The sequence below is a fragment of the Pseudoneobacillus rhizosphaerae genome (assembly GCF_917563885.1).
Taxonomy (GTDB): Bacteria; Bacillota; Bacilli; order Bacillales; family Cytobacillaceae; genus Pseudoneobacillus; species Pseudoneobacillus rhizosphaerae.
Map to the genome: position 1 here is coordinate 1 of NZ_CAKJTG010000014.1, position 25,014 is coordinate 25,014.

Consider the following 25,014-nt stretch of genomic DNA (forward strand, 5'->3'; position numbering starts at 1 on the left):
GTTTTGTTTTGTTCGTTTTTTTAGTATTAATAGCAACAAAGTTTTACGAAAAGAGCCTAACAAAATAACCGTTTTTTTAAAATTGTAGTAATATAGTTACTAGAACCTTATTGGAGGTATTAGATTTCATGGATTTTTTTCGTTTTGATTCTAGATTAGGAATTCCAATCCCACACTTATTGGACGAATGGGATTTTTATAATAAAGAAACTAGAGAAGTCATTCTTTTTCAGTGGGAAAAAATTAGAGGCGCAATCCCTGACCGAATTGCTGAATTAGAAGCAGAAATTAACTTTAAGCAAAACTCCCTTTCAAATGAAAGTGATTTTAAAAAATCGTGTCATTTAAATACGGAAATCGCCGAATTGGCTTCCGTTATTAATGAGCTTTGGTTATGGTATCGTACTAATCAGGATCTTGCTTCAAAAGCACATATGTAAGAAAAAGTGGAAGCGGTTGTAAAAAAGTCTGACATCATGTCAGACTTTTTATAAATCCTTTTTTAATTCCTTGACCACATGACCTAGCTCAGGAAGTATAAGTTTATTCATCGCTAATCGAACTGCACCAGTCGAGCCTGGTGTTGAAAATACAGCTGTGTCATTGTATACCCCAGCAATTGCTCGCGATAAAATAGCTGCTGAGCCAATATCTTCTTGATAGCTTAACAGTCTGAATAGCTCACCAAAACCACTGATTTCTTTTTCAAACAGCTGCTTAACTGTTTCGATAGTCACATCTCTTTTCGCAATACCGGTACCACCATTCGTTAATACCACGTCAATCCTCTCATCGGTGCAGCCCTTTATGACCTCAGCGCGAATAGCTTCTCCTTCGTCTTTGACAATGACATAATCAACCACTTGATGACCACTATTTTCAAGCAATTCCTTCATTAATTGCCCACTTTTATCTGTCTCTACATTTCTAGTATCACTTACTGTAATGACTTTACATTTCGTTTGTAAAACGGCAGTTTTTTTATGCTCTTGTAGACTCATTTATTGATCCTCTTTTATATTTTTTTTCTTTTCGTATTTACTAAAATTGATCACTTTTATTCAATAAGTATCTCCATTGATAATATTTTTTTGCAAAGTCTGTCACTTTTCGTGTTAAAGAGTAGTTTGAACCAGCACCTATTGCCATACTAACTAGTGGAATTCCTTGAAGATATTTTTTCCTAAAGGCAATTATTGCCATTGCTTTTAAAAGTTGTTTGATTGGTTGTTCAATCCAGGATACATCAGTTAACTTTTCATTACCTTCGAAAAGATAATCATGTGCATTATAAAGTTCTGATTTTAATTCTTCCCAGCCTTCTATTTGCAATCTAGCTGGCAATGTGGCAATATGAAAAACTTTTAAACTTGTCATCATTTCAAACGGAGTATTCACCTCAAACCCATAGGACATAGCAATTAACTGCACTGCTCGGAGGTTAATGACAGCCATGGCTGGTAAATCTGAGCTTAATAACAGAGTTCCGCCTGTTCCAGCAAGACCACCTTGCGCGAATGAATAAAATCGGTGACGTGAAATTTGTTGCTGGACGATATAATTTAATTGATCGATCTCTAAATTTCTGAAATCTGTAATACCTTCAATTTGAGGATCAAAGACTCTACCTGCAGAAAGGACACGGTCTTTAGCGTCCATTTGAAATTGAGTTCCTTGAATTAAAGCATGCAGATGGAATAACCACGCATCGAGTAAACTAAAGAATTGTGTTTGTATATCTTCAGGAAGTAAAGAGAACGCTTTTTCTATGTATTTTTCATAGGTTAATTCAAAATCATTTGGTTGGTAGCTAAGCAGTTTATTTTCCCATTCCGCCAATTCTTCCTTAACCTTTTGATCTCGTTCTGTCCAAGTCATTGTTGACCACCTTCCTAGAAATTTCACATTTTCCCATAGTATACCACACGTAAGCTAATTATCTTAAATGCAAAAGGGCTGTCCATAAAAAAAACAAAGGCCCATAGAGCCTTTGTTTGCTGAATTATTTAGATAGTCTTACAACATCTCGAGCAATCATGACTTCTTCGTTTGTCGGAATCACCATTACTTTAACCGGAGAATGTGGATAATTGATAAATCTCTCATTTCCACGAGTTTTATTAAGTGCTGGGTCCCAATATACACCCATAAACTCAAGTCCTTTAAGAACTCTTGCGCGAATAACATCACTATTCTCACCAATTCCGGCTGTGAATATAATGGCGTCTACACCGTACATTCTTGCTGCATAAGATCCAATATATTTATGAATACGGCTCGCGAATACTTCTAAAGCTAATTCTGCTCGTTCATTTCCTTGGGATGCTAGCTCTTCAATGTCCCTTAAATCACTAGAAAGCCCAGACACTCCAAGCATCCCGCTTTTCTTGTTCAATACATCTAATACCTCGTCAGCAGATAATCCGGTTTTTTCCATAATATATGGAATTAAGGCAGGATCAATATTCCCTGATCTAGTTCCCATTGTTACGCCTGCTAGTGGTGTAAAGCCCATTGAGGTATCAATTGATTTCCCACCCTCGATAGCAGCAATACTCGCACCATTTCCTAAATGGCAGGAAATTAATCTGATTTGTTCTAGAGGTCTTCCTAACATTTCAGCAGCTCGCTGGGAAACGTATTTATGGGATGTACCATGGAATCCATATTTTCTAATTCCAAAATTTTTATAGTATTCATAAGGAAGACTATATAAGAAGGATTTCTCAGGCATTGTTTGATGAAATGCAGTATCAAAAACAGCAACAGCTGGTATATTAGGCAACACTTGCTTGAATGATTTAATTCCTGTGATATTCGCAGGATTGTGAAGGGGTGCTAGCTCCGATAATTCCTCAATTTTAGCTAGAACTTCATCTGTAATTACCATGGAGTCTGTAAAGATTTCTCCACCGTGAACAACCCGATGACCAATTCCTTCGATTTCATCTAATGATTTGATAATACCTAAAGTTGTAAGTTTATCTAATAGCATTTTAACAGCTATATCATGATTAGGAATATCTGAAGTTTCTTTAATTTTCTCACCGTTTACTGATATTGTAAAAATAGAATCCTTTAATCCAATTCGCTCAACAATTCCAGTTGTAATAACCTCTTCATTTGGCATTTCGAAAAGCTGGAATTTTAATGACGAACTTCCTGCATTAATTGCAATAACCTTAGCCATATATTTCGCTCCTTTTATGTAACAATACCCCTTTGTATTCTTTCCCGCTTCATACACTCTCAATTCAACATTAAAGCATTGTATAACACATTTCAAATGATTCTTCTCAATAATAACGCTTACAGTAAATGTTGTTATATTCAGATTCTTGGTATTTTCAGAATTTTACTAAAATACATAAAAAACCAGACCTCTTTACAGTCTGGTTGTTAGCTTTTATTTATTGTCGGCAATCCATTGCCCAATTTGACTTAATATTTTTTCCATTGCCTTTATACTCGACAGACTAGGCAATTCTACTAAGAGCGCTTCCTTAGGAGGTTGTACATTCTCTCCTTTTTTCTGAAGGATAAGAATACTTTTGGCTGAAGATTTATTATTAAACATATTCAACGGAAGCTGGAGGAAGCCCTGAATAATAACATTTTCTTTTAAATACTCCCCTAGCTTAGAGGCCTCTTTACTTTCAAATAGTCCGTTTGGTACTACAAAAAATAAGTATCCACCTGGTTTCACGTGGTTTACACTTTGTTCCATCAAAAGATGGTGTGCATAGGAGTGCCCCTCATTTGCTTTTAACTTATAATCTTGTGCTCTCAAATCATCCGGGTAATATCCTACTGGAAGATCACTAATAACTACATCCACTGGGTCCACTAATAATGGTTCTAAGCTGTCCTGGTTATAAAACTGTACAGGGTGCTGTTGTAGATTAGCATTTACATAAGCTAATTTAATCAATAAATCATCTACATCGACACCGATTGCTGAGGATTGTTTATTCATTTGGTTGTTGAGAACGGCTGTTAGAAGATTTCCTGTCCCGACTGCAGGGTCTAGAATATGTATGGATTCATTTTTATTAAATTTATATACTAGGTATCCGATGAGGATTCCTACTGAATCAGGTGTCATTTGGTGGTTCGGTTGAGCACTTTCTTTCATCCCTTTTAAAATAACAAGCTGATACGCCTTACGAATTTCTTCATTTGAAAAATCTTCTAGTTTCAATTCATCATACTTTTTTTCTAGTCGCTTTATCGAAAGTTCACTTAATCCCTCTTGAAGAACGTTACCTTCAAAAATATTTTCACCTGTTTCAGCTAAAGCCTCTAAATAGGTACAGGATAACTCCTCCTGAAGAATTATGGCTGTTTCATTAAAGGTGGTAAATAACTTTTCTACTGGAGAAATTTTCAAAACTTCATCCTCCCAAACTATTTTTATTCTCATTTTAGCCATGATTCATCGCTTCTACAAGTATTAAAAAGAAAAAAGACCTCGAAAATATCGAGGCCTTAGCGAGCTTTATCTTGCTTGCTTTGCTGCTTCAATCGCTGCTTCATAATTAGGATGATCTGTTGCTTCAGGCACATACTCCACATACGTAACAGTATCTGTAGAGTCAATAACAAATACAGCACGTGCAAGTAAGCGAAGTTCTTTAATTGCTACACCATAAGCTTCACCAAATGAAAGGTCGCGGTGATCAGAAACCGTTTGAACATTTTCAATTCCTGCAGCTCCACACCAGCGCTTTTGTGCAAATGGTAAATCTACACTAACTGTTAAAAGTTTAACGTTATCAAGCTGAGCAGCCGCTTCATTAAATCTACGAACCTCTGCATCACAAACACCAGTATCGATAGATGGAACAGAAGCAATTAAACGAACTTGGCCTTGTGAGCTTTCAAGAGTTACTGCTGATAAATCATTAGCTAGTACGCTAAAATTGGGAGCTTTATCTCCTACCTTTACTTCAGTAGCAGGTAGTGTTATTGGATTGCCTTTAAACGTTACATTTGCCATTTATAAAATCCTCCTAGTATTCATATGTACAATCTAAATCATATCGTTTCACTTACTTTTTTGCAAAAATTAAAACTTATCATCATGAAAAAAGTTAACCAACATTGTTAAGTTGGTTAACCTTAATAGGTTAGAAGTCGAGATCTTGTTTTGATGCTTGATGGTTTTGTTGATTGTGATTCTCTGATTGCTTATTCTGTTCATTGTTCTTCTTAGCAAACATTTGTTGAACCTTTTCTACCGCTTGTGGCGCCAAATCAAGAATTTTTTCTAATAAATGAGTGCTTTCATCTAGATGGAGCATTTTTACTCCTTGAGAATTAACAATGAGGAAAGCGATTGGTGTAATTGATACCCCACCACCACTACCTCCTCCGAAAGGATGTTGTTTTTGGCCCCCTGCTTGGCCTTGGCCTTGGCTTTGGCCTTGTGAGGAGCCTCCACCACCGCCATCGAGAACAAACTCACTTCCACCTGCCGCAAACCCGAAGCCAACCTTTGATACTGTTAAGATGACGCTCCCATCTGGCGTCTCTACTGGATCGCCAATAATGGTATTAACATCAATCATTTCCTTTAAACTTTCCATTGCGGTTGTCATTAATCCTTGAATTGGATGGTCAGACATATCTGCTTCCTCCTTCATTAAACGGACTTAGGCTTTTTTTGTGACAGAACTGACTTTGACTTTGATTTAAAATCAGGGCGTCCACCCTTCCAAAATTTAATCAGTTTTAAACCTGCTAACATAGCTTGCCCGATACGAAATTGAATCATACATCTAATTCTAGTTTGGGAGACCTTATACTGAAAGTAAGGTGTAACCGTCATCCTCGGCATCTCTTTCAGTTTCATATTATGACTAATGATTCCTAAAATACTGCCTTTAACAGCCCAAATTCCTCCTGTAGCAACTGCTGTATAAGCTGCATCACCAACACCAATTACAGTATGCCACTCCAGCCGCCTTACACTTACTTTGCTAAAAAAACTTTTACTAATGTTATGTAATTTTACGACGTGATTAAGCAACTCTTTTGTATTGTGTAAATAATTTAAAATATCCTTTTTATCAATTTGTTTCTCTTCCTCTTTTGATGTTTTTTCATCTCTTCCTTTCTTTGTTTTTTCTTTTACTACTATTGTTGGTGAATTGTCATCTATTTTAATCATCGGTATTTCTTTTTTATACTTAATAATTCCAAACCATATTTTAAATTCTAGCTTTAAATGATCATTATCGTTACCATGATAGTAATCTAGAATAACGGTTAATTTAGTCAAAATAAAGGTGACTAGCAGGATAATAATGATAATAAGAGCTATAATTAGCCACTTCATTTCGATCACAACCTTTCAAGCTTTTATTATCTACTTTTTGGAAAAAAATAAACCTATCAACACATGGCTGATAGGTTTTTTTTCAATATTCGTGCACGACGCTTGTATCTGAAAAAAGATCATGCAATCCTTGTTTTTTTGGTAAAAAGGCTGTAATGATATAGCCAATGACGATTGTCGTAGAAATAAAACGGCCAATCCATTCCCGAAAAAGAATCGTTTTCCATGAAAGTCTTTCTTCCACAAGTCCAACTACTCTTAGTCCAAACACCATTTTCCCCAATGTTTGCTGAAAATACCTTGTCATTAAGACAAAATAGGCATAAAAGGTAATGGCTGTTGCAATCGATATCGGCGCAAACAAATCGCTTTCTACTAAGGGCATATTTAAAAGTCGGAAGATGGGCTTTACAAGAATACGATCTATACTTCCTATTACGATTAAATCAAGCAAATAAGCCCAAAATCTCATCCAAAATCCTGCATACCTTAGCCCTTGTGTATAATCTAGACTTTTCTCTTTTATATACTCGGGCTCTTTTTCTGTTTCAATTTCGTGGTCACGAAGAACTTCCTCGTCTGTTTGATTATTGTCCATCCTATTCCCACTCTCCCTATTCAGCATACAAGTACATAAGTCTAGGTGAATTAGGCTGCGAAAGTATTTTCATTAGTCCTGTCATTTCAAGTTCTTTACCCATAATTTTATTAGCACTCATGCTAAAAAGGGAACCGAATCCGAAGTTTTCAGTATAACGAATAACTTGGGCATCCTTTATCTTTATATCCTTTTTCATAAATTCAACAACATCATCAAAATAGCCAAATTCATCAATTAAATTTAACTCTTTTGCTTGTCTTCCATCGTAAATCCGACCATCCGCTAATTCTTTTACTTTTGTGGGAGAAATTTCCCTTCCTTCAGAAATAACCTTTACAAAGCCCTCATAGGAATTATTAATCATGGACTGAAGAATGGTTCTTTCTGCTTCAGTCATCTCTCTAGTTGGACTCATAATATCTTTGTATGGGCCGCTTTTAATGGTTACGAAGTCCACTCCATATTTATCAGCAAGACCTTCATAATTGATGCCTTGCATAATAACGCCTAGAGAGCCTGTGAGCGTTTCTGGGCTAGCAAAAATTTTAGTAGCTGGAGCAGATATATAGTAGCCACCTGAAGCAGCCATTGATCCCATGGAAATATAAACGGGCTTTTTAGTCTCCTTTTGGATATCCACAATCTTGTTATGAACTTCGGCACTCTCGACTACCCCACCTCCTGGAGAGTTCACCCGAAGGATAATTCCTTTTACCGAATCATCCTTCTTTACATGATCTAATTTCTCTAAAAAGGCACGGTGATTGTAACCAGGACTTTCAAAAAATGAGCCAACATTCCCACCTGTATCCTGAATAACTCCATTCACCTCTAGAACGGCAATTTTATTACTCTCATTTCCTTCATCGATAATCTCCTCTGTAAATGCTTCTTCACTTGATGCAAACATGTCACCGAAGCTAGTTTCAATATCGTTAAAAGCAAAGGTCGATAAAAGATTTATTATTGTGGAAAAAATAAATAATCCGATCGCAATTCCTAAAGCAGCCCATCGTTTACCATTCATGCATTGTACCTCCAGTTCAAATAATGTTCACTTTATTATGTACGTTTACACTTTTAAAAAGTTTTAAAAACATGCTAAACTTTATTTAACATTTATTTTTTTGTAAAGCAATTGAAATTGGGATAGAATATGGAAATATATACATACTTTTGGAGGAATTCATCATGCCAGAACGCCGCAATGTTTATTTTTACCATCCTATGGATACATCTATGAAGGAAAAGGTAGAACCGTTATATGATTTAGCCCAACGTTATGGATTTAATATTGTTAAGGATTATAAAGATGCTAATATTGTTATTAGTATAGGTGGAGATGGAACGTTTTTACAAGCTGTAAGAAAAACAGGTTTCCGAGAAGATTGTTTATACGCTGGGATAACTACCTCACGGAAATTAAGTATGTATTGTGATTTCCAAATTGATGATACTTCTAAAATGATCGAAGCCATTACAAATGAGCAAATTGAAGTTCGCCGTTATCCAACAATTGATGTAACGGTTGACAATCAATTCTCATTCAAGTGCTTGAATGAATTTAGCATTCGTTCTGCTATCATAAGGCCTTTTGTTATGGATGTATTTATCGATACTCTGCATTTCGAAACTTTCCGCGGGGACGGAATGATTGTTGCCACTCCAACTGGAAGTACCGCATATAATAAATCGGTCAATGGAGCTGTCGTCGATCCGATGCTTCCTTGTTTGCAGGTAACGGAGCTTGCCTCTGTTAATACTAATCAATATCGTACACTTGGTTCATCGTTTATCCTAAGTGGTGATCGTCAATTAACTTTGAAAGTTGTACAGGACGGAAATGACCATCCAACTATGGGCATGGACAATGAAGCATTAAGTGTTCAACATGTTGAGAGTATTCATATTAAATTAAGTGACAGTAAAATTAAGACGGTCAAATTAAAGGATAATTCCTTCTGGGAAAAAGTGAAAAGAACTTACTTATAATTGTAATGAAAAGGGCCTGACTTTTGTCAGGCTCTTTCGTGTTATGCAGGTAAGTCCTTTTTCCGTTTGGTGATGCTGACGAAAAGCTTTGTTTTTGACAATGAATAAATCGTCAACGCTGACCAGATAAATACAAATGCAAGTAAATGTGATTTTGAGAAATGTTCACCATATACAAATATTCCTAACATGAGCGAGATTGTTGGCGCAATGTATTGGAGAAATCCAAGTGTTGACAATGGTATCTTTTGTGCACCAATCGCAAAAAAGAGCAATGGTGTTGCCGTAGCCGCACCCGCACCGATTAATAGAATATCAATTGTTGGTGAAATCGCAAAAAAGGAACTGTTTCCTTGTACAAATAAATAGACCATATAAATGACTCCAAGAGGAGTAACTATCATCGTTTCGAGTGTTAAACCAATCGCCGAATCCACCTTAATCATCTTTTTTGCTAATCCGTATAACCCAAAAGATAAGGCTAAGGTTACTGATATCCAAGGGAAGCTACCATAGTTTAAAGTTAACACTAATACCCCTATCGCCGCTAGAATTAGTGATGCAATCTGAGGAATACTTAACTTTTCTTTTAAAATAATTAACCCCAATAAGACACTCACTAATGGGTTAATATAATATCCAAGACTTGCCTCAATCATATGATTACTATTTACCGCCCAAATATAAATAAACCAATTACAAGATATAAGTACAGATGCGAGCATCAACGCTACTAATTGCTTTTTATGTGCCCACAATTGTTGTAGCGTTTCTTTTAATCTACTAATCTTTTTTGTTATTGCTAACAGCATGACCATAAAAACAAACGACCACACAACTCGATTAGCCAAAATCTCTTCTGAACTAACTACATCTACCAACTTCCAATATATTGGTAATAGCCCCCAAATCAAATACGACCATGCTGCCGATATAACACCTACCTGGTATTCACTACGTTTCATTCAACGCGCCTCGATTCATTAGAGATTCGAAATAATATTAATTAATTATAAGTCGAAATGAAAAAAGCGCAATAGCTTTATTGAAATAAAAATGGTTGTTTATTCCAGATTGGTAGTTCTCATGAGTAAAGTATGTGCATAGTATGATTGTTTTTTTGAGATTTAATCCTGATAAACAATCTCTCCACCAATAACAGTCATTTTCACTTTCAAATCAGAAATTTTATCTTCTGAAATAGTAAAGATATCTTTTTCTAGCACAGTGAAGTCCGCTAAGTGCCCTTCTTTTATCATCCCTCGATCATTCTCATGGCAAATCGCGTATGCACTACCCTTTGTAAAGAGTGAAACAGCCTCATAAACAGACAGTTTCTCTTTTTCTCCATAAACAGTTCGTGTCGGGTCATTTAGATTAGTTCGTGTGACAGCAGCATGAATTCCCCATAATGGATTAAGTGGCTCAATCGGAGCATCTGATCCTCCAGCACAAGGTATCCCTGAATCCAACAAAGTTTTCCAAGCATAGCAATAGTCCATACGCTCAGGTCCGATTCTATCTATAACCCATGGGAAATCAGCGGCAAGAAATCTAGGCTGCAAATCTAAAATCAGTGAAGGCAATTTTTTTGCACGTTCAATTAATTCTTCTCTCAAAATTTGAGCATGGATGATACGGTCTCTCCCATTCTTAACTGGATATGCCTCCATCGCATTTAAAGCATACTCAAACGCTAAATCCCCGATTGTATGAATCGCAACAGGCAACCCCAATTTTCTTGCCTTGTCGAAAAGCTCATTGAGTTCCTCTTGGGAAAAAATCGCAACCCCATTTGTTGAAGGATCATCAGCATATGGATAACTCAATAATGCTGTTCTTCCACCCAATGCACCATCAGCAAAAATCTTCATCGCACCAAACTCAATTCCTAAATCACCAGAATAAGGCTCAAATCCAGCTTGCTTCATTTCAGAAACCACTTCATGATGGACTAATAAATGTGCTCGAAACGTTAATCCGTTTTCTTTAATAACTTTTTCAAACGTTTCATATGTATCTTGAAACCCACTGTAATAGTATAAATCTTCTGTATGTCCACCAGTTAAACCTAATTTATAGGCGTCATTAATTGCCGCTGTCATAGCACGTTCTAAATATTCCTTCGATACTTTTGGTAGTACCTCATAGATAAGCTCTTGTGCTTGATCCTTGAGCAGTCCAGTTAGTTCTCCTTGATCATTCTTTTCTAGAACCCCACCTGGAGGTGTATTTGTATTTTTAGTAATGCCCGCCAATTCAAGCGCTATAGAATTCACAACCAATGCGTGTCTACAAACTCTTTTTAACATAACAGGTGAATCCGCGACAATTTCATCTAGCTCTTGTAAGGTTATGGGTTCAGCCGACTCCCATAAATTCTCATTCCAACCTTCACCGATAATCCACTCACCTTTAGAAAAGGAAGCTGCATACTCCTTTACTGCAGCTAATGCTTCTGCTTTCGATAAATATTTAGACAAATCCAATCTAATTAATGTTTCTCCATGACCAATCAAGTGTAAATGACTATCCACAAAGCCAGGTAGCATCGTCGCACCTTGTAAATCAATAGACTCCGTAATATCAAAATTTCCTTCTAAATCTTGTTTTGTGCCAATAGCAATAATGTGATTATCCTTTGTTAAAACAGCTTCCACTTGTTGTCCTTCAGCACTTAATGTATATATATTTCCACCAAACCATAATTTCCCCATATTTACTCCCCTTTTTAAAAATTAAAATGCAGAAAAGTAGTCTCCTCTGCATTTTATTTTACTAAATATTAATTTTGCTTTATAGCCTGTAATTCTTTTTGGCGAAGCTCAATACGGCGAATTTTCCCTGAAGTAGTTTTTGGCAGCTCAGATAGGAATTCAATTTTTCTAGGATACTTGTATGGAGCTGTTAGTTCCTTCACATGGTCTTGCAGTGTTTTCACGATGTCTGGGGTATTGGCATCCACCCCATCTCTTAACACTACAAATGCTTTTACAATATTTCCACGAAGCTCATCTGGACTAGCCACAACAGCACACTCTTTAACAAGTGGGTGTTTAACTAGAGCATCTTCGACTTCAAAGGGTCCAATTGTATAGCCAGAAGAAATAATGATATCGTCTCCACGTCCTTCAAACCAAAAATAACCATCCTCATCCATTTTGGCTTTATCGCCTGTTATATAATAATCTCCTCTGAACTGCATTGCTGTTCGTTCAGGGTCTTTATAATAATTTTTAAATAGTGCAGGTGTTTCAATATGTACAGCTATATCCCCTACTTCACCAACTCTACATCGTTTACCTTCCTCATCAATAATCTCAACACGGTTTCCTGGAGTTGGCTTACCCATAGAACCAGACTTTAAAGACATCTCTTTCGTGATTCCGACAAGTAATGTATTTTCGGTTTGCCCATAACCATCACGGACATCAACCTGGAAATACTTTCTAAAGGTATCAATCACTTCACGATTTAATGGTTCTCCTGCAGATACAGCACTGTGCAGATTACTTAACTTAAATTCCGATAAAGAATCTACCTTGGCCATTAATCGATATTCTGTTGGTGTACAGCATAATACATTCACCTGATATTTTTCTAAAAGCTGCAAATATTTTACTGGTTCGAACTTCCCGTGATACACAAGACCAGTTCCCCCAGATCCTAATACGGAAAGAAACGGACTCCAAATCCATTTTTGCCATCCAGGTCCTGCTGTTGCCCAAACGGTATCACCTTCTTCGATACATAACCAGTTTTTCGCTGCAGTTTGTAGATGTGCAAATGCCCAACCATGAGTATGGACGACACCCTTAGGATTTCCTGTCGTTCCAGAAGTATAGGATAAAAACGCCATGTCATCACGATGTGTATTAGCTAAGTTTAATTCCTCAGATGCGTTTTCCAGTTCTTGATCTAAAAGACACCAACCTTCCGCATCATTGCCGATCACAAACTTTTGAATATTCTTCATCTCGTCGATACCATTGAATTGCTCCACATACTCATGAAAGCTAATAACACCCTTTACATCGCCATGATTAATGCGATACTGTAAGTCCTTTGTACGTAATAATTCTGAGCTTGGTATAACCACTAACCCTACTTTAAGTGCCGCAAGATAGACTTGATAGGCTTCGATTAATCTAGGGATGATGACGAGTACCGTATCTCCTTGTGTTAATCCCTTATTAATAAAAACATTACCAATTTTATTCACATTCTTCATCAAGCTTGCGTATGTAACTTCCTTTGTATGACCTTCTTCATTTTCCCATTTCAAAGCGATTTTCGATGAATCTTGCGCAAATCTATCCATTTCACTTACAAGATTATACTTTTCTGGAGCAATTAAATCTTTACGTTCCAAAATCTCTTCCCCCTCTACGAAAATGCTTATATTGCCTAATTATTATTATACAAAATTATTATAAAATTTAAAATATTTTATTTGACGTTAAAAAGGAGTGGGTTTTATCCCACTCCTTGTAGCCATTTCTATTTAGTTATTAGCGAGAGAATCCTCCGCCTAATTGTTGCTCAGCCATTTGAACTAAGCGTTTTGTGATCTCACCACCAACTGAACCGTTAGCGCGAGATGTAGTGTCTGCCCCAAGGTTAACTCCGAACTCATTTGCAATTTCATACTTCATTTGGTCTAGAGCTTGTTGTACACCTGGAACTAAAAGTTGATTTGAGTTGTTGTTGTTTGCCATGTGATATCACCTCCTTGTGAGTATAGATTGTGTAGAATCCTTTACCTTCATTCACAAGTTTAATTGGTAATTGTTCACAATTTATTCATAAAGTCTATTCTCTCATTAAAATAAATCTTCAATTACATTTTGCTTCAATGACTCACCTGGTCGAATAATCATTAATTCTGTATTATCCACTGCCTTTTGAATAAATGGTTCAAAATCAACAAAACTTTCGAAATGCTCCACTTTATCAAGCTTTGGTTTTGTTTTAGGTGAGGATGGAACAAAAATAGTGCAGCAATCCTCAAAAGGACGAATGGAAATATCATACGTATCAATTTGTTGAGCAAGCGAAATAATTTCAGTTTTATCCATCATTACTAAAGGTCTCAGTATAGGAGTATTTGTTACTTGATTAATTGTATACATACTTTCTAACGTTTGACTGGCAACTTGTCCTAAACTTTCACCAGTTATTATCGCTAGCCCATTTTGTCTTCTACGAATTTCATCAGTAATTCGAAGCATTAATCTTCTAGTCGTTGTCATCGTATAGTTGCTTGGTACTTGATCTTGAATCATTTGTTGAATTTCAGTAAATGGCACAATATGAAGAGCAATGGTCCCACTAATATTGGCAAGCTTTTCGGTGAGATCAATTACCTTTTGCTTTGCTCGTTCACTTGTAAAAGGTGGACTATAGAAATGAACTCCTTCAATTTCCACACCTCTTTTTAGTGATAAATAGCCAGCAACTGGACTATCAATTCCTCCGGATAACATGAGCATGGCTTTTCCATTTGAACCAACAGGATACCCTCCAGCCCCTAGAATATTTTCACAGTATAGATAGGCCGCTTCCGCCCGAACTTCTATTCGAAGATTAATATCAGGCTGTTTTACATTAACCTTTAATCCAGGAATGTTAATGAGGAGATGGGCCCCAAATTCACGATTCATTTCATCCGTACCTAGCTCGAACGTTTTATCAATTCTTTTTGCCGAGACTTTAAAACACAATCCAGGCTGATATAATTTTTGAACGAGTGACAAAGCGATTTGCTTCATTAACTCGACGTTTTTTTCTACTTTAACAGCAGGACTAAACGATTGGATACCAAAGATATTTTTTAGAGCTTTGGCAATATCTTCGACTTTCTCTTCTCCTAAAAGGATGTACATTCTTTCACGGTCTGCCTCAATAGTGGCGGTAGGAAAATTACGAATCACTCTATTAATACTTCTTTTTAATTTATCAACGAATTTATTACGGTTTCGCCCTTTAGTAGAGAGCTCACCATAACGAACGAGAATGCGATCATACTTCATTGTTTATCATTGTCCTTCCTAATTTTTGTATCGTTTGTTGTAAGGCTTTTATCACTTTTCTTGCTTCTACATCTGTATTTTCAAAGGATAAGCTTATCCTAATAGCACTTTTGGCGATTTCTTCATCTACCCCCATCCCTAAAAGGGTGTGGCTAACCGTTTTAATTTTAGAGGAACATGCACTTGTTGTCGAAACAAAGATATTAGATTCCTCAAGAGCATGTACGACTACTTCTGACTTAAAGCCTTTTATTGAAAAATTAAGGATATGAGGAGCACTATTTTCAAAAGGAGTGTGAATGATTATTTCGTTCTCCTTTTTCAACTCTTCAATAATAATTTTTTTGACATTAACAACATTTGGCAGCTCTTTTTCCATTTTTTCTGTGGAAAGTCGAAGCGCTTTTGCCATTGCCACAATACCCGCGACGTTTTCGGTGCCACTTCTTATTGTCCATTCTTGATTACCTCCAGTTAAGAGGGGAGAGATTCGTAATCCCTCACGGATAAACAATAAACCATTCCCTTTTAATCCATGAAATTTATGAGCAGAAATCGAACATAAATCAATTCCACATTCATGAAAATCAAGCGGTACTTTTGTCACACCTTGAACATGATCTACATGAAAAAGAATTTTCGGATACTTTTTTAATATTTCTCCAACTTCTCTAATCGGTTGGATTGAGCCAACTTCATTATTTACATGAATCATTGACACTAAGATCGTTTCTTCGCGAATAGATTCTTTTAATTCCTTTATGTTTATTCTTCCTTCTGAAGTAACAGGAAGATACGTAATTTCAAACCCTTGTCCCTTTAATTGCTCCAATGACTCTCTGATGGAAGGATGCTCAATGGTTGTTGAAATGATGTGGTTTCCTCTATTTTTGTACATCATTGCAGAACCTTTTATTGCTAAATTATTACTTTCTGTACCACCCGAGGTAAAATAAATTTCACGTGGCTTTATATTAAGTAATTGTGCCAATTGATTTCTCGCTTGATTGATTAAACCTTCTGCTTGTCCACCTAGCTTGTGAAGCGATGAAGGATTGGCAAAATAGTCATTAGATACCTTTACGAAAGACTCGATTACTTCTTTATATGGTTTTGTTGTTGCACTATTATCAAAATAAATCATCAGCTTTCTCCTTTTGTGGTGCATTGTGCCAACAAATAATCTTAGCATAATTAGTAAAAAATGAACATGTAGTTTATGAATTCACTTGTTAAGGAATTATTTTAAAATACTAAATTTTAAGACTTAAATAATTTTCGACATTTTTTTCATCCGCTATGCTAATATGTTAAATGTTCTAAATTTTGATACAACCTTAGGGGGATATATATATGAAAAAAAATTCTATTGCTCTACGGGAGGTAACCGCTATAGGCTTAATGCTTTTTGCCCTATTCTTTGGAGCTGGAAATATGATATTCCCTCCATTTCTAGGTCAACAAGCTGGTACTAATGTTTGGCCAGCCGTTATCGGATTCCTTATTACCGGTGTAGGCTTACCTTTATTAGGTGTTATGGCTATTGCAAGGACTGGGGATTTGCAAACACTCTCTAAACGTGTTCACCCGCTATTTGCAATCATTTTTCCCTTTATACTATATTTAGCAATTGGACCTTTCTTCGGAATACCTAGAACAGGGACAGTATCGTACGAAATAAGTGTTACACCGTTTTTATCAGCGGGCATGGCCAATAGCCCAATACCATTAATTTTATATAGTATTATCTTTTTTGGTATCACCGCTTGGCTTTCACTGAATCCTACCAAGTTAGTCAATCGAATTGGTAAAATTTTAACACCTGCATTATTAATTATTATTGCCATTTTAGTTACGAAAAGCTTTATTACTCCCATGGGGGATTTTTCCCAGCCAACAGGAGATTATTTGAAAACACCATTTTTTACAGGTTTTATCGAAGGCTATTTAACACTAGATGCATTAGCATCATTAGTATTTGGAATTGTCGTTATCAACTCTATACGTGATAAAGGTATAACAAATCGATCAACGGTAACTAAGGCTTGTATGACTGCTGGTGCAATTGCTGCAATCGGATTGGCAGCCGTATATTTATCTCTCACCTATATTGGCGCATCAAGCATTGATACTATCGGCACCAAAGAAAACGGTGCTGTCCTACTATCGGATGCAGCAACACATTTATTTGGTTCGACAGGGTTAGTAATTCTTGGATTAGCAATCACACTTGCATGTTTAACGACATCCATTGGATTAGTCTCCTCTTGTGCTCAATATTTTTCAACTATATTCCCTATGTGGTCTTATCGTACCTTAGTGTTTGTTTTAAGTCTTTTTAGTTTAGTGGTTGCCAATGCAGGTTTAACGCAATTAATAAATGTTTCTTTACCTATCCTTATGATGATTTATCCAATTGCGATTGTGTTAATCCTTTTATCCTATTTTCATAATTTCTTTAATGGATATTCTTTCGTTTATATTTTCGCTTTAATTCCAACAGGAGTTATTAGTTTTATTGATGGACTGAAAATGTCAGGCTTAGATCTTACTCCCCTAGTAATCGTATTATCCAAGCTACCTTTTTATAGTGAAGGTGTTGCTTGGGTTATACCCGCCTTAATAGGAGCATTAGTAGGTTATGTGATCTCCCTTATTTTTGGTGAAGCAAAGAAAAGCATTTTAAATTAGATTTAAATGTAGATAAAAAACGGAAGCCCCTAAGACAAGGAGCTTCCGTTTTTTTCTATATTTAATTCTTCAACATTGCTTCAATTTTTTTCAAAGCCCCTGGCTCGATTTCCTCAATAGCTGCAGCAGCTTGTTCTAAAGCTTCTTGATAATTGAAACCTCTAAACTCTTGTTCTGCCTTTATCAAACCATTCGCAACAGATGGGTACCTACTTTTGTACCGATTTCCATATTGAATAACTTTTTCAGCTAATGCAACATTTTCAATTAAATCATTTGTTCGTTGCGTTAATTTATCAACGGTTAAAACAGCAAGTTCCAAATATTGTTGAACAGATTGCATGTCAAGTGGCTTTTGTTCAAGTTGCAAAATGACGTTTTGGATTGCTTCTTTAGCATCCTCAAATAAATACTTATAATCCTCCGGTAATCCCGGTATATTACCTTTTGCTACCTGACGAAGACACTCATTCATTCGCTTTTTGATATACGTGATTTTTTCACGAGCTACCATTTCATCTTTTCTGAGCATTTGAAGCTTTTCTTTATAAGCGGCTTGCTCGGTTTGTACAGTTTCAATTTCATCTTTAATTTCTAGTAGTTCCTCACCTAATAAAGTATGAGCCGTTTCATTTTGTTCAATTTTATATTTAATAACCAAATATCGATTTGAGAGATCTGTTAATCTCTTATCAAGCTGTCGTGATTGTTCGAGTTCGTGCTCTTTTAAATGGTACGTTTGCTGAACCACTATCGTTTCAGCTTTTAGAATTTCACTAGCTTGATGAGCTGAATCTAGCATGCTACCAGTATGACTTTCATTTTTAAAAATAAAGCCTTTGGCATGAGCTTCTTTCTCAAGAAGATCATATAAAACCTCAATTGTTTCGTTTATTACTTGAATACCAGCTTGAACTTCGATAATTTCTGTTTTCTCAATTAGACTAATATAACTGTTAAGTTCAATTTCTAAACGCTCAGTCTCTTCTTGTAAAGAAATATGTTCAAGATAATACCCTTGTTCAACCATTTCTCGGTAGCCTTCCCTTAACTCTGTTATTTGAGCAGGTAGCACTGATTGACATTCTGTTAATAGCTGTGGAATAGCATCCATAATCATCGTTATATTCTCGAGACTTTCTTTAATCGAGAGAACTTCTTCGCGTGCTTCTAAGTAATTTCCATTTACCGTTTTATCCTCATATATATCAAATTGATTCACTACTAAATCTAATAAAAGCTCTAACTGTGTTTCGGATTTTCCAAAACTATATCGATGTGCTAATAAATTTTTCCTTGCTTCACGATAAGCCTCTTTCAACTGTTCGATTTCCTGTCGATTTTTTTCTTCACTACCGATGAGCTCATTTAGTTCAGCTAATATTTTATTTATTTTGCTTTCCGTTTTAGAAAGTTTTTGATCAATTTTACGTTGTACTTCTTTAGCTCTTTTAAATCGATACTTATCAATGTACTCCTCTGCGTCAAAAAGATATTCTTCAACATCCGGTAATTCAATTGTAACGACTTCATCCCATTCATTTCTCCAACGTTCAAATAATACTTCCGTTTGACCCGTCATATTTAATTGCTTCACTTTTGACATTTCATCTAAGACTGGTCGATTCATAATATCTATTTTCCATTGTTCTAAACGGTCAATTTCTTTAAATGATTTCTTTTTTGATAAGACTCCCACTAAAATTAAGACAATGATAAAAACGATTATTCCAATTATATATTCCATAATAAGCCCCCTGTTTGGCAGCGCTTCTAGTAAGCATCCTCTAAGTTTAAAGTAATTTTCATCATAGTATCTTTTCAATGCTATTATGATACCATGTAAACGACATTTTTTGACTATTATTTTCATATTTTTTAAAGAATTTGTCGACAAAATCTACTATTAATCTATTAATAGTTTGAAATAGCAAATATAGTTATACAAAAAAGGATACAAACTTGATATAAGCGCATCGAGACGATTGCGAAAATAATCAGTTCATATCCTCTTATATTTTATTGGCTAACAGCCTTTTTCGATTGAAAAAATGAGCTTGCCTCTATTACTCCATCAATCCAATAACAGATTTCTTGTAAGTATTTCTCTTGAAAGAATCGCTCCTGTGGAAATACATGCAGTACCTCTGTCACATACTGTGTATTTAAAAATGGCATGGTCAGAAGACCTTTAAATTGGATAATCATGTAAGGCAGGGATTGAGAACGGAATACTTTTGTTTGCATTCCTTTTTCCAATATTTTTCTAAAGTAGTACTTTTCCTTTACATAATAAGTGGACATGATTTCGCGTACCATCTGTGAATCAATGGACATCTCACGAAGGATAAACCTTGTAAACTGAATGTTATTACATTGAAACGCCAAAATATTTTCTGCTACCTGTTTCAAACAGTTGGCTGGATGATCCTCTAGCAATGGCAATGCTTCTTCTATTTTCATTAAATATTGTTCAAAATAAGTAGTTAAACAGTACTCTAGGAGCCCATGCTTATTTTCAAAGTAATAAGCGATATTGGCTACATTCACGTTCGCTTTCGTAGCGATATCACGAATGGAAGTTCCGTGAAATCCATTTGTATTAAATAAAATAATCGCAGCTTCAACAATTGCTTCTTTGGAATTTTTCTTCACTGGGCTTCCCTCGCTTTAATTTCATAAATAAAATTATTCTATATATACTACATTCTGTTTATCTGTTCACTTTCCTCTAAGAAGATATCGACAAAGTCTCCTCTTTTTCTAGCAGTTTTGATACAATAGAAAGTAAATTTTTAAATAAAAGGGGGAAAAAGGATGTTTCACGTCGAAAATTACCGAGGAAATAAGGAAGATAATTACGAACTAGTGAAAAAACAGTTAAAAGCATTAGTGGAAGATGAAAAAAATCAAGTTGCCAATTTGAGTAATGCTTCTGCTTTATTAAACCAATTTCTAGATCGTATAAACTGGGTCGGATTTTATTTAATGGATGAAAAAGAATTAGTATTAGGTCCTTTTCAAGGATTACCCGCCTGTGTACGTATTCCAATCGGAAGAGGGGTATGTGGGACAGCTGTTCAAAGAAGGGAAACGATATTAGTGGAAGATGTACATCAATTTCCAGGTCATATCGCCTGTGACGCAGCATCTCAATCCGAAATCGTTGTACCGCTTATAAAAAATGGTGAAGTTATTGGTGTTTTAGACATCGATTCTCCTGAAAAGGCTCGTTTTGATGTGGTTGATAAACAAAAGTTAGAAGAGTTTGTTGAGGTTTTAATGCCTTATATCTAATAGGGAAGGAGCAGAATTTTAACTCTGCTCCTTTTTGATTAGGCTCTTTTCGTAAACTTTGTTGCTATAGATAAAAAAGTAAAAATCGGCATTTGGATTTTTACGGTTTTATCTACCAATTTCTTAAGTGTTAGTTCCTTTTGAGTAAGGAAAAGAGCACGAAACCCATATTTGATACGGGAATTAGTCTGTGTTCGAAAAGCAACAATCTCTGCGAAAACAGCCTTTAATAACTTATTGCTACAAAGGCTTGCTTCAGATCTTCAACTATATCCTCCCACGACTCTAGGCCAACAGAAAGTCTTAATAGCGTATCGTCTATACCCATTTGAAGGCGTATGTCTCTTGGGATGACAGCGTGAGTCATCGTTGCTGGATGTTGAATTAACGTTTCAGCATCACCTAGACTAACAGCAATTTTTATTAACTTTAACTGATTCATAAAATGCTGTGCCGTTTCCTTTGATCCTTTTATAGTAAACGAAAAAATTCCACCCGGTTTTTTCATTTGCTTTTGAATAATATCTTTCTGCGGGTGAGTTTCATCTCCAGGATAATAGATAGTATCGACCATCTCATGTTCATTTAAAAATTGATAGACCTTTTCAGCATTATCACAATGTCGGTCCATTCTGACAGGAAGCGTTTTGATTCCTCTTAAAAGGAGCCATGCATCAAAAGGAGAAATAATGCCACCAATATCCTTCAAAGTAGTTTTGGAAACAGTGTTTATAAATTCACTTTTTCCAACAGCAAGTCCAGCAATAACATCCCCATGACCGCAAATATATTTGGTGGCACTATGAATGACTACATCGCAACCTAGCTCAAGTGGATTTTGGAGATATGGAGAACAAAAGGTATTATCAACTACTACAGGAATTCCCCTTTCCTTTGCAATCTCAGCAATCAATTGCAAATCAACAATTTGCATGGTCGGATTAATGGGTGTTTCAATATAAATGACTGATGTATTTGTACGAATGGCATTTTCAATAATTTCTTTATTTTCCATCGTAGAAAAATCGTGATCAATATGGTATTTTTCTTTCATTAATTGAAGAAGACCAAATGTACAGCCATAAACACCTTGTGAACACAGTACATGATCACCTGTTTTTGTTAACGCTAATAGGATTGCCGATACTGCTGCCATTCCTGATCCAAAGGCAAGACCAGCCTCTCCTTTTTCCAATACTGCTATTCTTTCCTCTAACACTTTCACTGTCGGGTTACCTAAACGAGAATAAATATACCCGTTTTCCTCACCGGCAAATCGTTTTTCACCTTGCTCAGCCGTAGCAAATGTAAATGTCGAAGTTTGAAATAACGGTGGAACCAAACTCCCTTCAAATTGTGAGCTTTCATAGCCATTATGGATGACTTCTGTTTCAAATTTTTTCCCCATAAAAAACCCTCCTCATTAACCTGAAAACGCTTTCATAATTCCAGAATATGATAAATCTACCTAAATGAGAAGAAAAATCTTCTATTTTTAAAAAATAGGTATAGTTTTGTTGGCTGTTGAATTGATTATTCCAAAATACCTTGACTTTTTAATGAAATAAATTATATAATAGCTTTTGTGTAAAATATCGCAGCCTATATGAACAGATTTATATTCTCATTTTGTTCCTCGAAAGGGATTTAACCCTTTATGATGGTGCATCTTGTAACCTTGTGCTGCTAAGGCGAGGGTGCATGAAAACAGAATGAATATGATTGTTGCTTCATATACGTTTTTATTTTACCAAAATAAAAACACTAAAGGAGGAGTCATATTATGGCTCGTTATACAGGTCCATCTTGGAAACTGTCTCGTCGTCTTGGAATCTCTCTAAGCGGCACTGGTAAAGAAATCGAAAAGCGTCCTTACGCTCCTGGTCCACATGGTCCAAACCAACGTAAGAAGCTTTCTGAATACGGATTGCAATTACAAGAAAAGCAAAAGCTTCGTCATATGTACGGAGTAACTGAGCGTCAATTCCGTAACTTATTTGACAAAGCTGGCAAAATGCCTGGTAAACACGGTGAAAACTTCATGATTTTACTTGAAGCTCGCCTTGATAACGTAGTTTACCGTTTAGGCTTAGCACGTACTCGTCGTGCAGCTCGTCAATTAGTTAACCATGGTCATATTCTTGTAAATGGTTCTCGCGTTGATATCCCTTCTTACCGCGTTGCTGCTGGTCAAACAATCAGCCTTCGTGAAAAGTCTCGCAATCTTGATGTTGTAAAAGAATCAATCGAAGTAAACAACTTCGTACCTGATTACTTAACATTTGATGCAGACAAATTAGAAGGTACTTTCACTCGTTTACCTGAGCGTTCTGAACTTGCTGCTGAAATTAACGAATCACTTATCGTTGAGTTCTACTCACGTTAATCTTAAAAACCCACATTTCATCCTTGAAATGTGGGTTTTTTTGTAGTTTATTACCTCTTGATGCGTCTTGCGTTACCGTTCCCCAGCATTTTGCTGATTTTGGACATGTAAGTTGTGTTTTACCCGGGCGTATTTCTGCTTATCCGGGCGTATTTCTGCTTATCCGGGCGTATTTTCTGCTTATCCGGACGTATCCCTACTTATCCGGGCGTATTTTCTGCTTATCCGGGCGTATTCCGCCTATCCCGCTCCTAGTAACTTCAAAGAACAATCACCACAAACTTTTAAATCACAATGCGCCGAAGGTATATATCCCCGGCGCATTGATTGTGTTTATAAATTAGGTTAACTTCCAAATTTAATTAAATGATATTTCTTCTTTCCTCTACGAATGATGGTGAATTGACCTTCAATTCGATCCTTTTCACTTACAACGTAATCAGTCCCAGTTACTTTATCACCATTTAAGCTAACAGCACCGTTCGTTACATCTTCTCTAGCTTGACGTTTTGAAGGGCTGATTCCAGCTGAAACTAATAAATCCACTAGTCCAATTTCTTCTCCGCTTGTATGTTCAAATGTTGGAACATCCTTGAATCCTTGTTTAATTTCAGCAGCAGACAAATTCTTAACATCCCCACTAAATAGTGCTTCGGTAATTTTTATTGCCTGCTCTAATGAAGCCTCGCCATGGATTAGACGAGTCATTTCTTCCGCTAGAGCCTTTTGCGCTTTTCTTAAATGAGGCTCTTCCTGAACAGATGCTTCTAATGCTTCAATTTCCTCACGAGTTAAGAATGTAAAGAACTTAAGGTATTTCACTACATCAGCATCAGCAGAATTAATCCAGAACTGGTAGAATTCATAAGGTGTTGTTTTCTCAGGGTCTAACCAAACTGCGCCACTTTCTGTTTTACCAAATTTCGTTCCATCTGCTTTCGTTACAAGTGGAATGGTCATTCCAAATGCTTTTGATTCATCTGGCAACATTTTTCGAATAAGCTCTAAACCTGTTGTGATATTACCCCATTGGTCACTTCCACCAATTTGCAATCTACATTGATGATTTTCAAATAAATGCTTAAAATCCATCCCTTGTAAAATAGTGTAAGTAAATTCTGTAAATGAGATACCTGTTTCTAAACGTGTAGCAATTGTATCCTTTGCAAGCATGTAGTTAATGCCAATATGTTTACCGTAGTCTCTTAGGAATGTGATTACATCCAAAGATTTAGTCCAATCATAGTTATTCACCATGAGAGCACCATTTTCTCCTTCAAAATCAAAGATTGACTTTAGTTGGCCAGTTAATGCTCTAACATTATGTTCAACCATTTCAATTGTTTGCAGTGATCTTTCTTCTGTTGTCTTAGGATCACCAATTAATCCAGTAGCTCCACCTACAAGTACAATTGGACGATGACCATGATTTTGAAATCTTCTTAGTGTCAAGAATGGAAGCAAATGCCCAATATGCATACTGTCACCAGTTGGATCCATCCCACAGTATAATGAAATTTTTTCATTACTAATTGTATCCTTCAGACCATCTTCATCTGTCTGTTGGTATATAATCCCACGCCATTGCAAATCCTGTAATAAATCCATTTTTAATGCCTCCATTTGTTAAATGTTCTTAGCTAATTCTGTTTTTTGGAAAATAAAAAACGCCCTT

The 25,014-nt window shown here is 36.0% G+C and carries 24 protein-coding genes; 5 read left to right on the forward strand and 19 right to left on the reverse strand.

Features of this window, described 5'->3' with window-relative positions; translation table 11 throughout:
* Positions 1 to 128 precede the first annotated feature (128 nt).
* The gene (locus tag LRP83_RS13055; RefSeq protein ID WP_230497141.1) at positions 129 to 440 is read left to right on the forward strand and encodes a hypothetical protein; all 312 of its coding nucleotides are present in this window, start codon (positions 129 to 131) and stop codon (positions 438 to 440) included.
* Between the two features lie 48 nt (positions 441 to 488).
* On the opposite strand, the gene LRP83_RS13060 is transcribed toward LRP83_RS13055, so the two are convergent.
* The 9 genes from LRP83_RS13060 to sppA all read right to left on the reverse strand — a co-directional run bounded on the left by LRP83_RS13060 (position 489) and on the right by sppA (position 7,968).
* Positions 489 to 1,001, reverse strand: coding sequence for a MogA/MoaB family molybdenum cofactor biosynthesis protein (locus LRP83_RS13060; protein ID WP_230497142.1), 513 nt, complete (start codon positions 999 to 1,001; stop codon positions 489 to 491).
* Positions 1,002 to 1,041: 40 nt separating this feature from the next.
* Positions 1,042 to 1,878, reverse strand: coding sequence for an EcsC family protein (locus tag LRP83_RS13065; RefSeq protein WP_230497143.1), 837 nt, complete (start codon positions 1,876 to 1,878; stop codon positions 1,042 to 1,044).
* A 124-nt stretch (positions 1,879 to 2,002) separates the two neighbouring features.
* A complete protein-coding gene (locus LRP83_RS13070) occupies positions 2,003 to 3,190 on the reverse strand; it encodes an acetate kinase (RefSeq protein WP_230497144.1) in 1,188 nt (395 codons plus the stop codon).
* 216 nt (positions 3,191 to 3,406) lie between these two features.
* The gene (locus LRP83_RS13075) at positions 3,407 to 4,390 is read right to left on the reverse strand and encodes a class I SAM-dependent methyltransferase (protein WP_230497145.1); all 984 of its coding nucleotides are present in this window, start codon (positions 4,388 to 4,390) and stop codon (positions 3,407 to 3,409) included.
* Between the two features lie 108 nt (positions 4,391 to 4,498).
* Entirely contained in the window at positions 4,499 to 4,999 is a 501-nt protein-coding gene (gene tpx / locus LRP83_RS13080) for a thiol peroxidase (protein ID WP_230497146.1), read from the reverse strand.
* A 130-nt stretch (positions 5,000 to 5,129) separates the two neighbouring features.
* Positions 5,130 to 5,627 carry a GerW family sporulation protein gene (ytfJ, locus tag LRP83_RS13085; RefSeq protein WP_230497147.1) on the reverse strand — a complete coding sequence of 166 codons (498 nt, stop codon included), beginning with the start codon at positions 5,625 to 5,627 and terminating at the stop codon, positions 5,130 to 5,132.
* Positions 5,628 to 5,644: 17 nt separating this feature from the next.
* Positions 5,645 to 6,340: a DUF2953 domain-containing protein gene (locus tag LRP83_RS13090; RefSeq protein ID WP_230497148.1), complete on the reverse strand. Its 696-nt coding sequence runs from the start codon at positions 6,338 to 6,340 to the stop codon at positions 5,645 to 5,647.
* A gap of 82 nt (positions 6,341 to 6,422) precedes the next feature.
* Positions 6,423 to 6,938: an RDD family protein gene (locus LRP83_RS13095; RefSeq protein WP_354002344.1), complete on the reverse strand. Its 516-nt coding sequence runs from the start codon at positions 6,936 to 6,938 to the stop codon at positions 6,423 to 6,425.
* A gap of 16 nt (positions 6,939 to 6,954) precedes the next feature.
* Entirely contained in the window at positions 6,955 to 7,968 is a 1,014-nt protein-coding gene (gene sppA, locus LRP83_RS13100) for a signal peptide peptidase SppA (protein ID WP_230497149.1), read from the reverse strand.
* Positions 7,969 to 8,132: 164 nt separating this feature from the next.
* Between sppA and LRP83_RS13105 the strand changes: the two genes are divergently transcribed.
* On the forward strand, positions 8,133 to 8,933 hold the full coding sequence (locus tag LRP83_RS13105; protein WP_230497150.1) for an NAD kinase: 801 nt from the start codon (positions 8,133 to 8,135) through the stop codon (positions 8,931 to 8,933).
* Positions 8,934 to 8,974: 41 nt separating this feature from the next.
* On the opposite strand, the gene rarD is transcribed toward LRP83_RS13105, so the two are convergent.
* From rarD to LRP83_RS13135, 6 genes are all read right to left on the reverse strand, one after another.
* Complete coding sequence (gene rarD / locus LRP83_RS13110; protein ID WP_230497151.1) at positions 8,975 to 9,898, reverse strand: EamA family transporter RarD; 924 nt, start codon at positions 9,896 to 9,898, stop codon at positions 8,975 to 8,977.
* Between the two features lie 162 nt (positions 9,899 to 10,060).
* Entirely contained in the window at positions 10,061 to 11,650 is a 1,590-nt protein-coding gene (locus tag LRP83_RS13115) for an amidohydrolase (protein ID WP_230497152.1), read from the reverse strand.
* A 68-nt stretch (positions 11,651 to 11,718) separates the two neighbouring features.
* Positions 11,719 to 13,305, reverse strand: coding sequence for an acyl-CoA synthetase MbcS (gene mbcS, locus LRP83_RS13120; protein WP_230497153.1), 1,587 nt, complete (start codon positions 13,303 to 13,305; stop codon positions 11,719 to 11,721).
* A 139-nt stretch (positions 13,306 to 13,444) separates the two neighbouring features.
* Positions 13,445 to 13,651: an alpha/beta-type small acid-soluble spore protein gene (locus tag LRP83_RS13125; protein WP_230497154.1), complete on the reverse strand. Its 207-nt coding sequence runs from the start codon at positions 13,649 to 13,651 to the stop codon at positions 13,445 to 13,447.
* Positions 13,652 to 13,756: 105 nt separating this feature from the next.
* Positions 13,757 to 14,965 (reverse strand): tRNA uracil 4-sulfurtransferase ThiI, encoded by a 1,209-nt coding sequence (thiI, locus tag LRP83_RS13130; protein WP_230497155.1) that lies wholly within the window; start codon positions 14,963 to 14,965, stop codon positions 13,757 to 13,759.
* Positions 14,955 to 16,109 (reverse strand): cysteine desulfurase family protein, encoded by a 1,155-nt coding sequence (locus LRP83_RS13135; protein WP_230497156.1) that lies wholly within the window; start codon positions 16,107 to 16,109, stop codon positions 14,955 to 14,957. Before LRP83_RS13135 ends, thiI begins: the two co-directional genes overlap by 11 nt.
* Positions 16,110 to 16,318: 209 nt before the next feature.
* Between LRP83_RS13135 and brnQ the strand changes: the two genes are divergently transcribed.
* A complete protein-coding gene (brnQ, locus tag LRP83_RS13140) occupies positions 16,319 to 17,656 on the forward strand; it encodes a branched-chain amino acid transport system II carrier protein (protein ID WP_230497157.1) in 1,338 nt (445 codons plus the stop codon).
* 61 nt (positions 17,657 to 17,717) lie between these two features.
* Here the strand turns inward: brnQ and ezrA are convergent, their stop codons facing one another.
* Both ezrA and refZ read right to left on the reverse strand, forming a co-directional pair.
* Positions 17,718 to 19,403 (reverse strand): septation ring formation regulator EzrA, encoded by a 1,686-nt coding sequence (gene ezrA / locus LRP83_RS13145; RefSeq protein ID WP_230497158.1) that lies wholly within the window; start codon positions 19,401 to 19,403, stop codon positions 17,718 to 17,720.
* A gap of 272 nt (positions 19,404 to 19,675) precedes the next feature.
* Positions 19,676 to 20,311, reverse strand: a complete 636-nt coding sequence (gene refZ, locus LRP83_RS13150) for a forespore capture DNA-binding protein RefZ (RefSeq protein WP_230497159.1) — start codon at positions 20,309 to 20,311, stop codon at positions 19,676 to 19,678.
* Between the two features lie 162 nt (positions 20,312 to 20,473).
* Here refZ and LRP83_RS13155 point away from each other — a divergent pair, with 162 nt between their 5' ends.
* On the forward strand, positions 20,474 to 20,953 hold the full coding sequence (locus LRP83_RS13155; protein WP_230497160.1) for a GAF domain-containing protein: 480 nt from the start codon (positions 20,474 to 20,476) through the stop codon (positions 20,951 to 20,953).
* Between the two features lie 226 nt (positions 20,954 to 21,179).
* Here LRP83_RS13155 and megL read toward each other — a convergent pair whose 3' ends face one another.
* A complete protein-coding gene (gene megL / locus LRP83_RS13160) occupies positions 21,180 to 22,361 on the reverse strand; it encodes a methionine gamma-lyase (protein ID WP_230497161.1) in 1,182 nt (393 codons plus the stop codon).
* 375 nt (positions 22,362 to 22,736) lie between these two features.
* Here megL and rpsD point away from each other — a divergent pair, with 375 nt between their 5' ends.
* Positions 22,737 to 23,339 (forward strand): 30S ribosomal protein S4, encoded by a 603-nt coding sequence (gene rpsD / locus LRP83_RS13165; RefSeq protein WP_230497162.1) that lies wholly within the window; start codon positions 22,737 to 22,739, stop codon positions 23,337 to 23,339.
* 345 nt (positions 23,340 to 23,684) lie between these two features.
* On the opposite strand, the gene tyrS is transcribed toward rpsD, so the two are convergent.
* Positions 23,685 to 24,947, reverse strand: coding sequence for a tyrosine--tRNA ligase (gene tyrS, locus LRP83_RS13170; RefSeq protein ID WP_230497163.1), 1,263 nt, complete (start codon positions 24,945 to 24,947; stop codon positions 23,685 to 23,687).
* Positions 24,948 to 25,014: the final 67 nt, after the last annotated feature.

What these genes read in the sequence shown, in the direction of transcription:
- LRP83_RS13055 (WP_230497141.1), top strand. Translation starts at nt 129, where the DNA reads ATGGATTTTTTTCGTTTTGATTCTAGATTAGGAATTCCAATCCCACAC.
- LRP83_RS13060 (WP_230497142.1), bottom strand. Translation starts at nt 1,001, where the DNA reads ATGAGTCTACAAGAGCATAAAAAAACTGCCGTTTTACAAACGAAATGT.
- LRP83_RS13065 (WP_230497143.1), bottom strand. Translation starts at nt 1,878, where the DNA reads ATGACTTGGACAGAACGAGATCAAAAGGTTAAGGAAGAATTGGCGGAA.
- LRP83_RS13070 (WP_230497144.1), bottom strand. Translation starts at nt 3,190, where the DNA reads ATGGCTAAGGTTATTGCAATTAATGCAGGAAGTTCGTCATTAAAATTC.
- tpx (WP_230497146.1), bottom strand. Translation starts at nt 4,999, where the DNA reads ATGGCAAATGTAACGTTTAAAGGCAATCCAATAACACTACCTGCTACT.
- ytfJ (WP_230497147.1), bottom strand. Translation starts at nt 5,627, where the DNA reads ATGTCTGACCATCCAATTCAAGGATTAATGACAACCGCAATGGAAAGT.
- LRP83_RS13090 (WP_230497148.1), bottom strand. Translation starts at nt 6,340, where the DNA reads ATGAAGTGGCTAATTATAGCTCTTATTATCATTATTATCCTGCTAGTC.
- LRP83_RS13095 (WP_354002344.1), bottom strand. Translation starts at nt 6,938, where the DNA reads ATGGACAATAATCAAACAGACGAGGAAGTTCTTCGTGACCACGAAATT.
- sppA (WP_230497149.1), bottom strand. Translation starts at nt 7,968, where the DNA reads ATGAATGGTAAACGATGGGCTGCTTTAGGAATTGCGATCGGATTATTT.
- LRP83_RS13105 (WP_230497150.1), top strand. Translation starts at nt 8,133, where the DNA reads ATGCCAGAACGCCGCAATGTTTATTTTTACCATCCTATGGATACATCT.
- rarD (WP_230497151.1), bottom strand. Translation starts at nt 9,898, where the DNA reads ATGAAACGTAGTGAATACCAGGTAGGTGTTATATCGGCAGCATGGTCG.
- LRP83_RS13115 (WP_230497152.1), bottom strand. Translation starts at nt 11,650, where the DNA reads ATGGGGAAATTATGGTTTGGTGGAAATATATATACATTAAGTGCTGAA.
- LRP83_RS13125 (WP_230497154.1), bottom strand. Translation starts at nt 13,651, where the DNA reads ATGGCAAACAACAACAACTCAAATCAACTTTTAGTTCCAGGTGTACAA.
- thiI (WP_230497155.1), bottom strand. Translation starts at nt 14,965, where the DNA reads ATGAAGTATGATCGCATTCTCGTTCGTTATGGTGAGCTCTCTACTAAA.
- LRP83_RS13135 (WP_230497156.1), bottom strand. Translation starts at nt 16,109, where the DNA reads ATGATTTATTTTGATAATAGTGCAACAACAAAACCATATAAAGAAGTA.
- brnQ (WP_230497157.1), top strand. Translation starts at nt 16,319, where the DNA reads ATGAAAAAAAATTCTATTGCTCTACGGGAGGTAACCGCTATAGGCTTA.
- ezrA (WP_230497158.1), bottom strand. Translation starts at nt 19,403, where the DNA reads ATGGAATATATAATTGGAATAATCGTTTTTATCATTGTCTTAATTTTA.
- LRP83_RS13155 (WP_230497160.1), top strand. Translation starts at nt 20,474, where the DNA reads ATGTTTCACGTCGAAAATTACCGAGGAAATAAGGAAGATAATTACGAA.
- megL (WP_230497161.1), bottom strand. Translation starts at nt 22,361, where the DNA reads ATGGGGAAAAAATTTGAAACAGAAGTCATCCATAATGGCTATGAAAGC.
- rpsD (WP_230497162.1), top strand. Translation starts at nt 22,737, where the DNA reads ATGGCTCGTTATACAGGTCCATCTTGGAAACTGTCTCGTCGTCTTGGA.
- tyrS (WP_230497163.1), bottom strand. Translation starts at nt 24,947, where the DNA reads ATGGATTTATTACAGGATTTGCAATGGCGTGGGATTATATACCAACAG.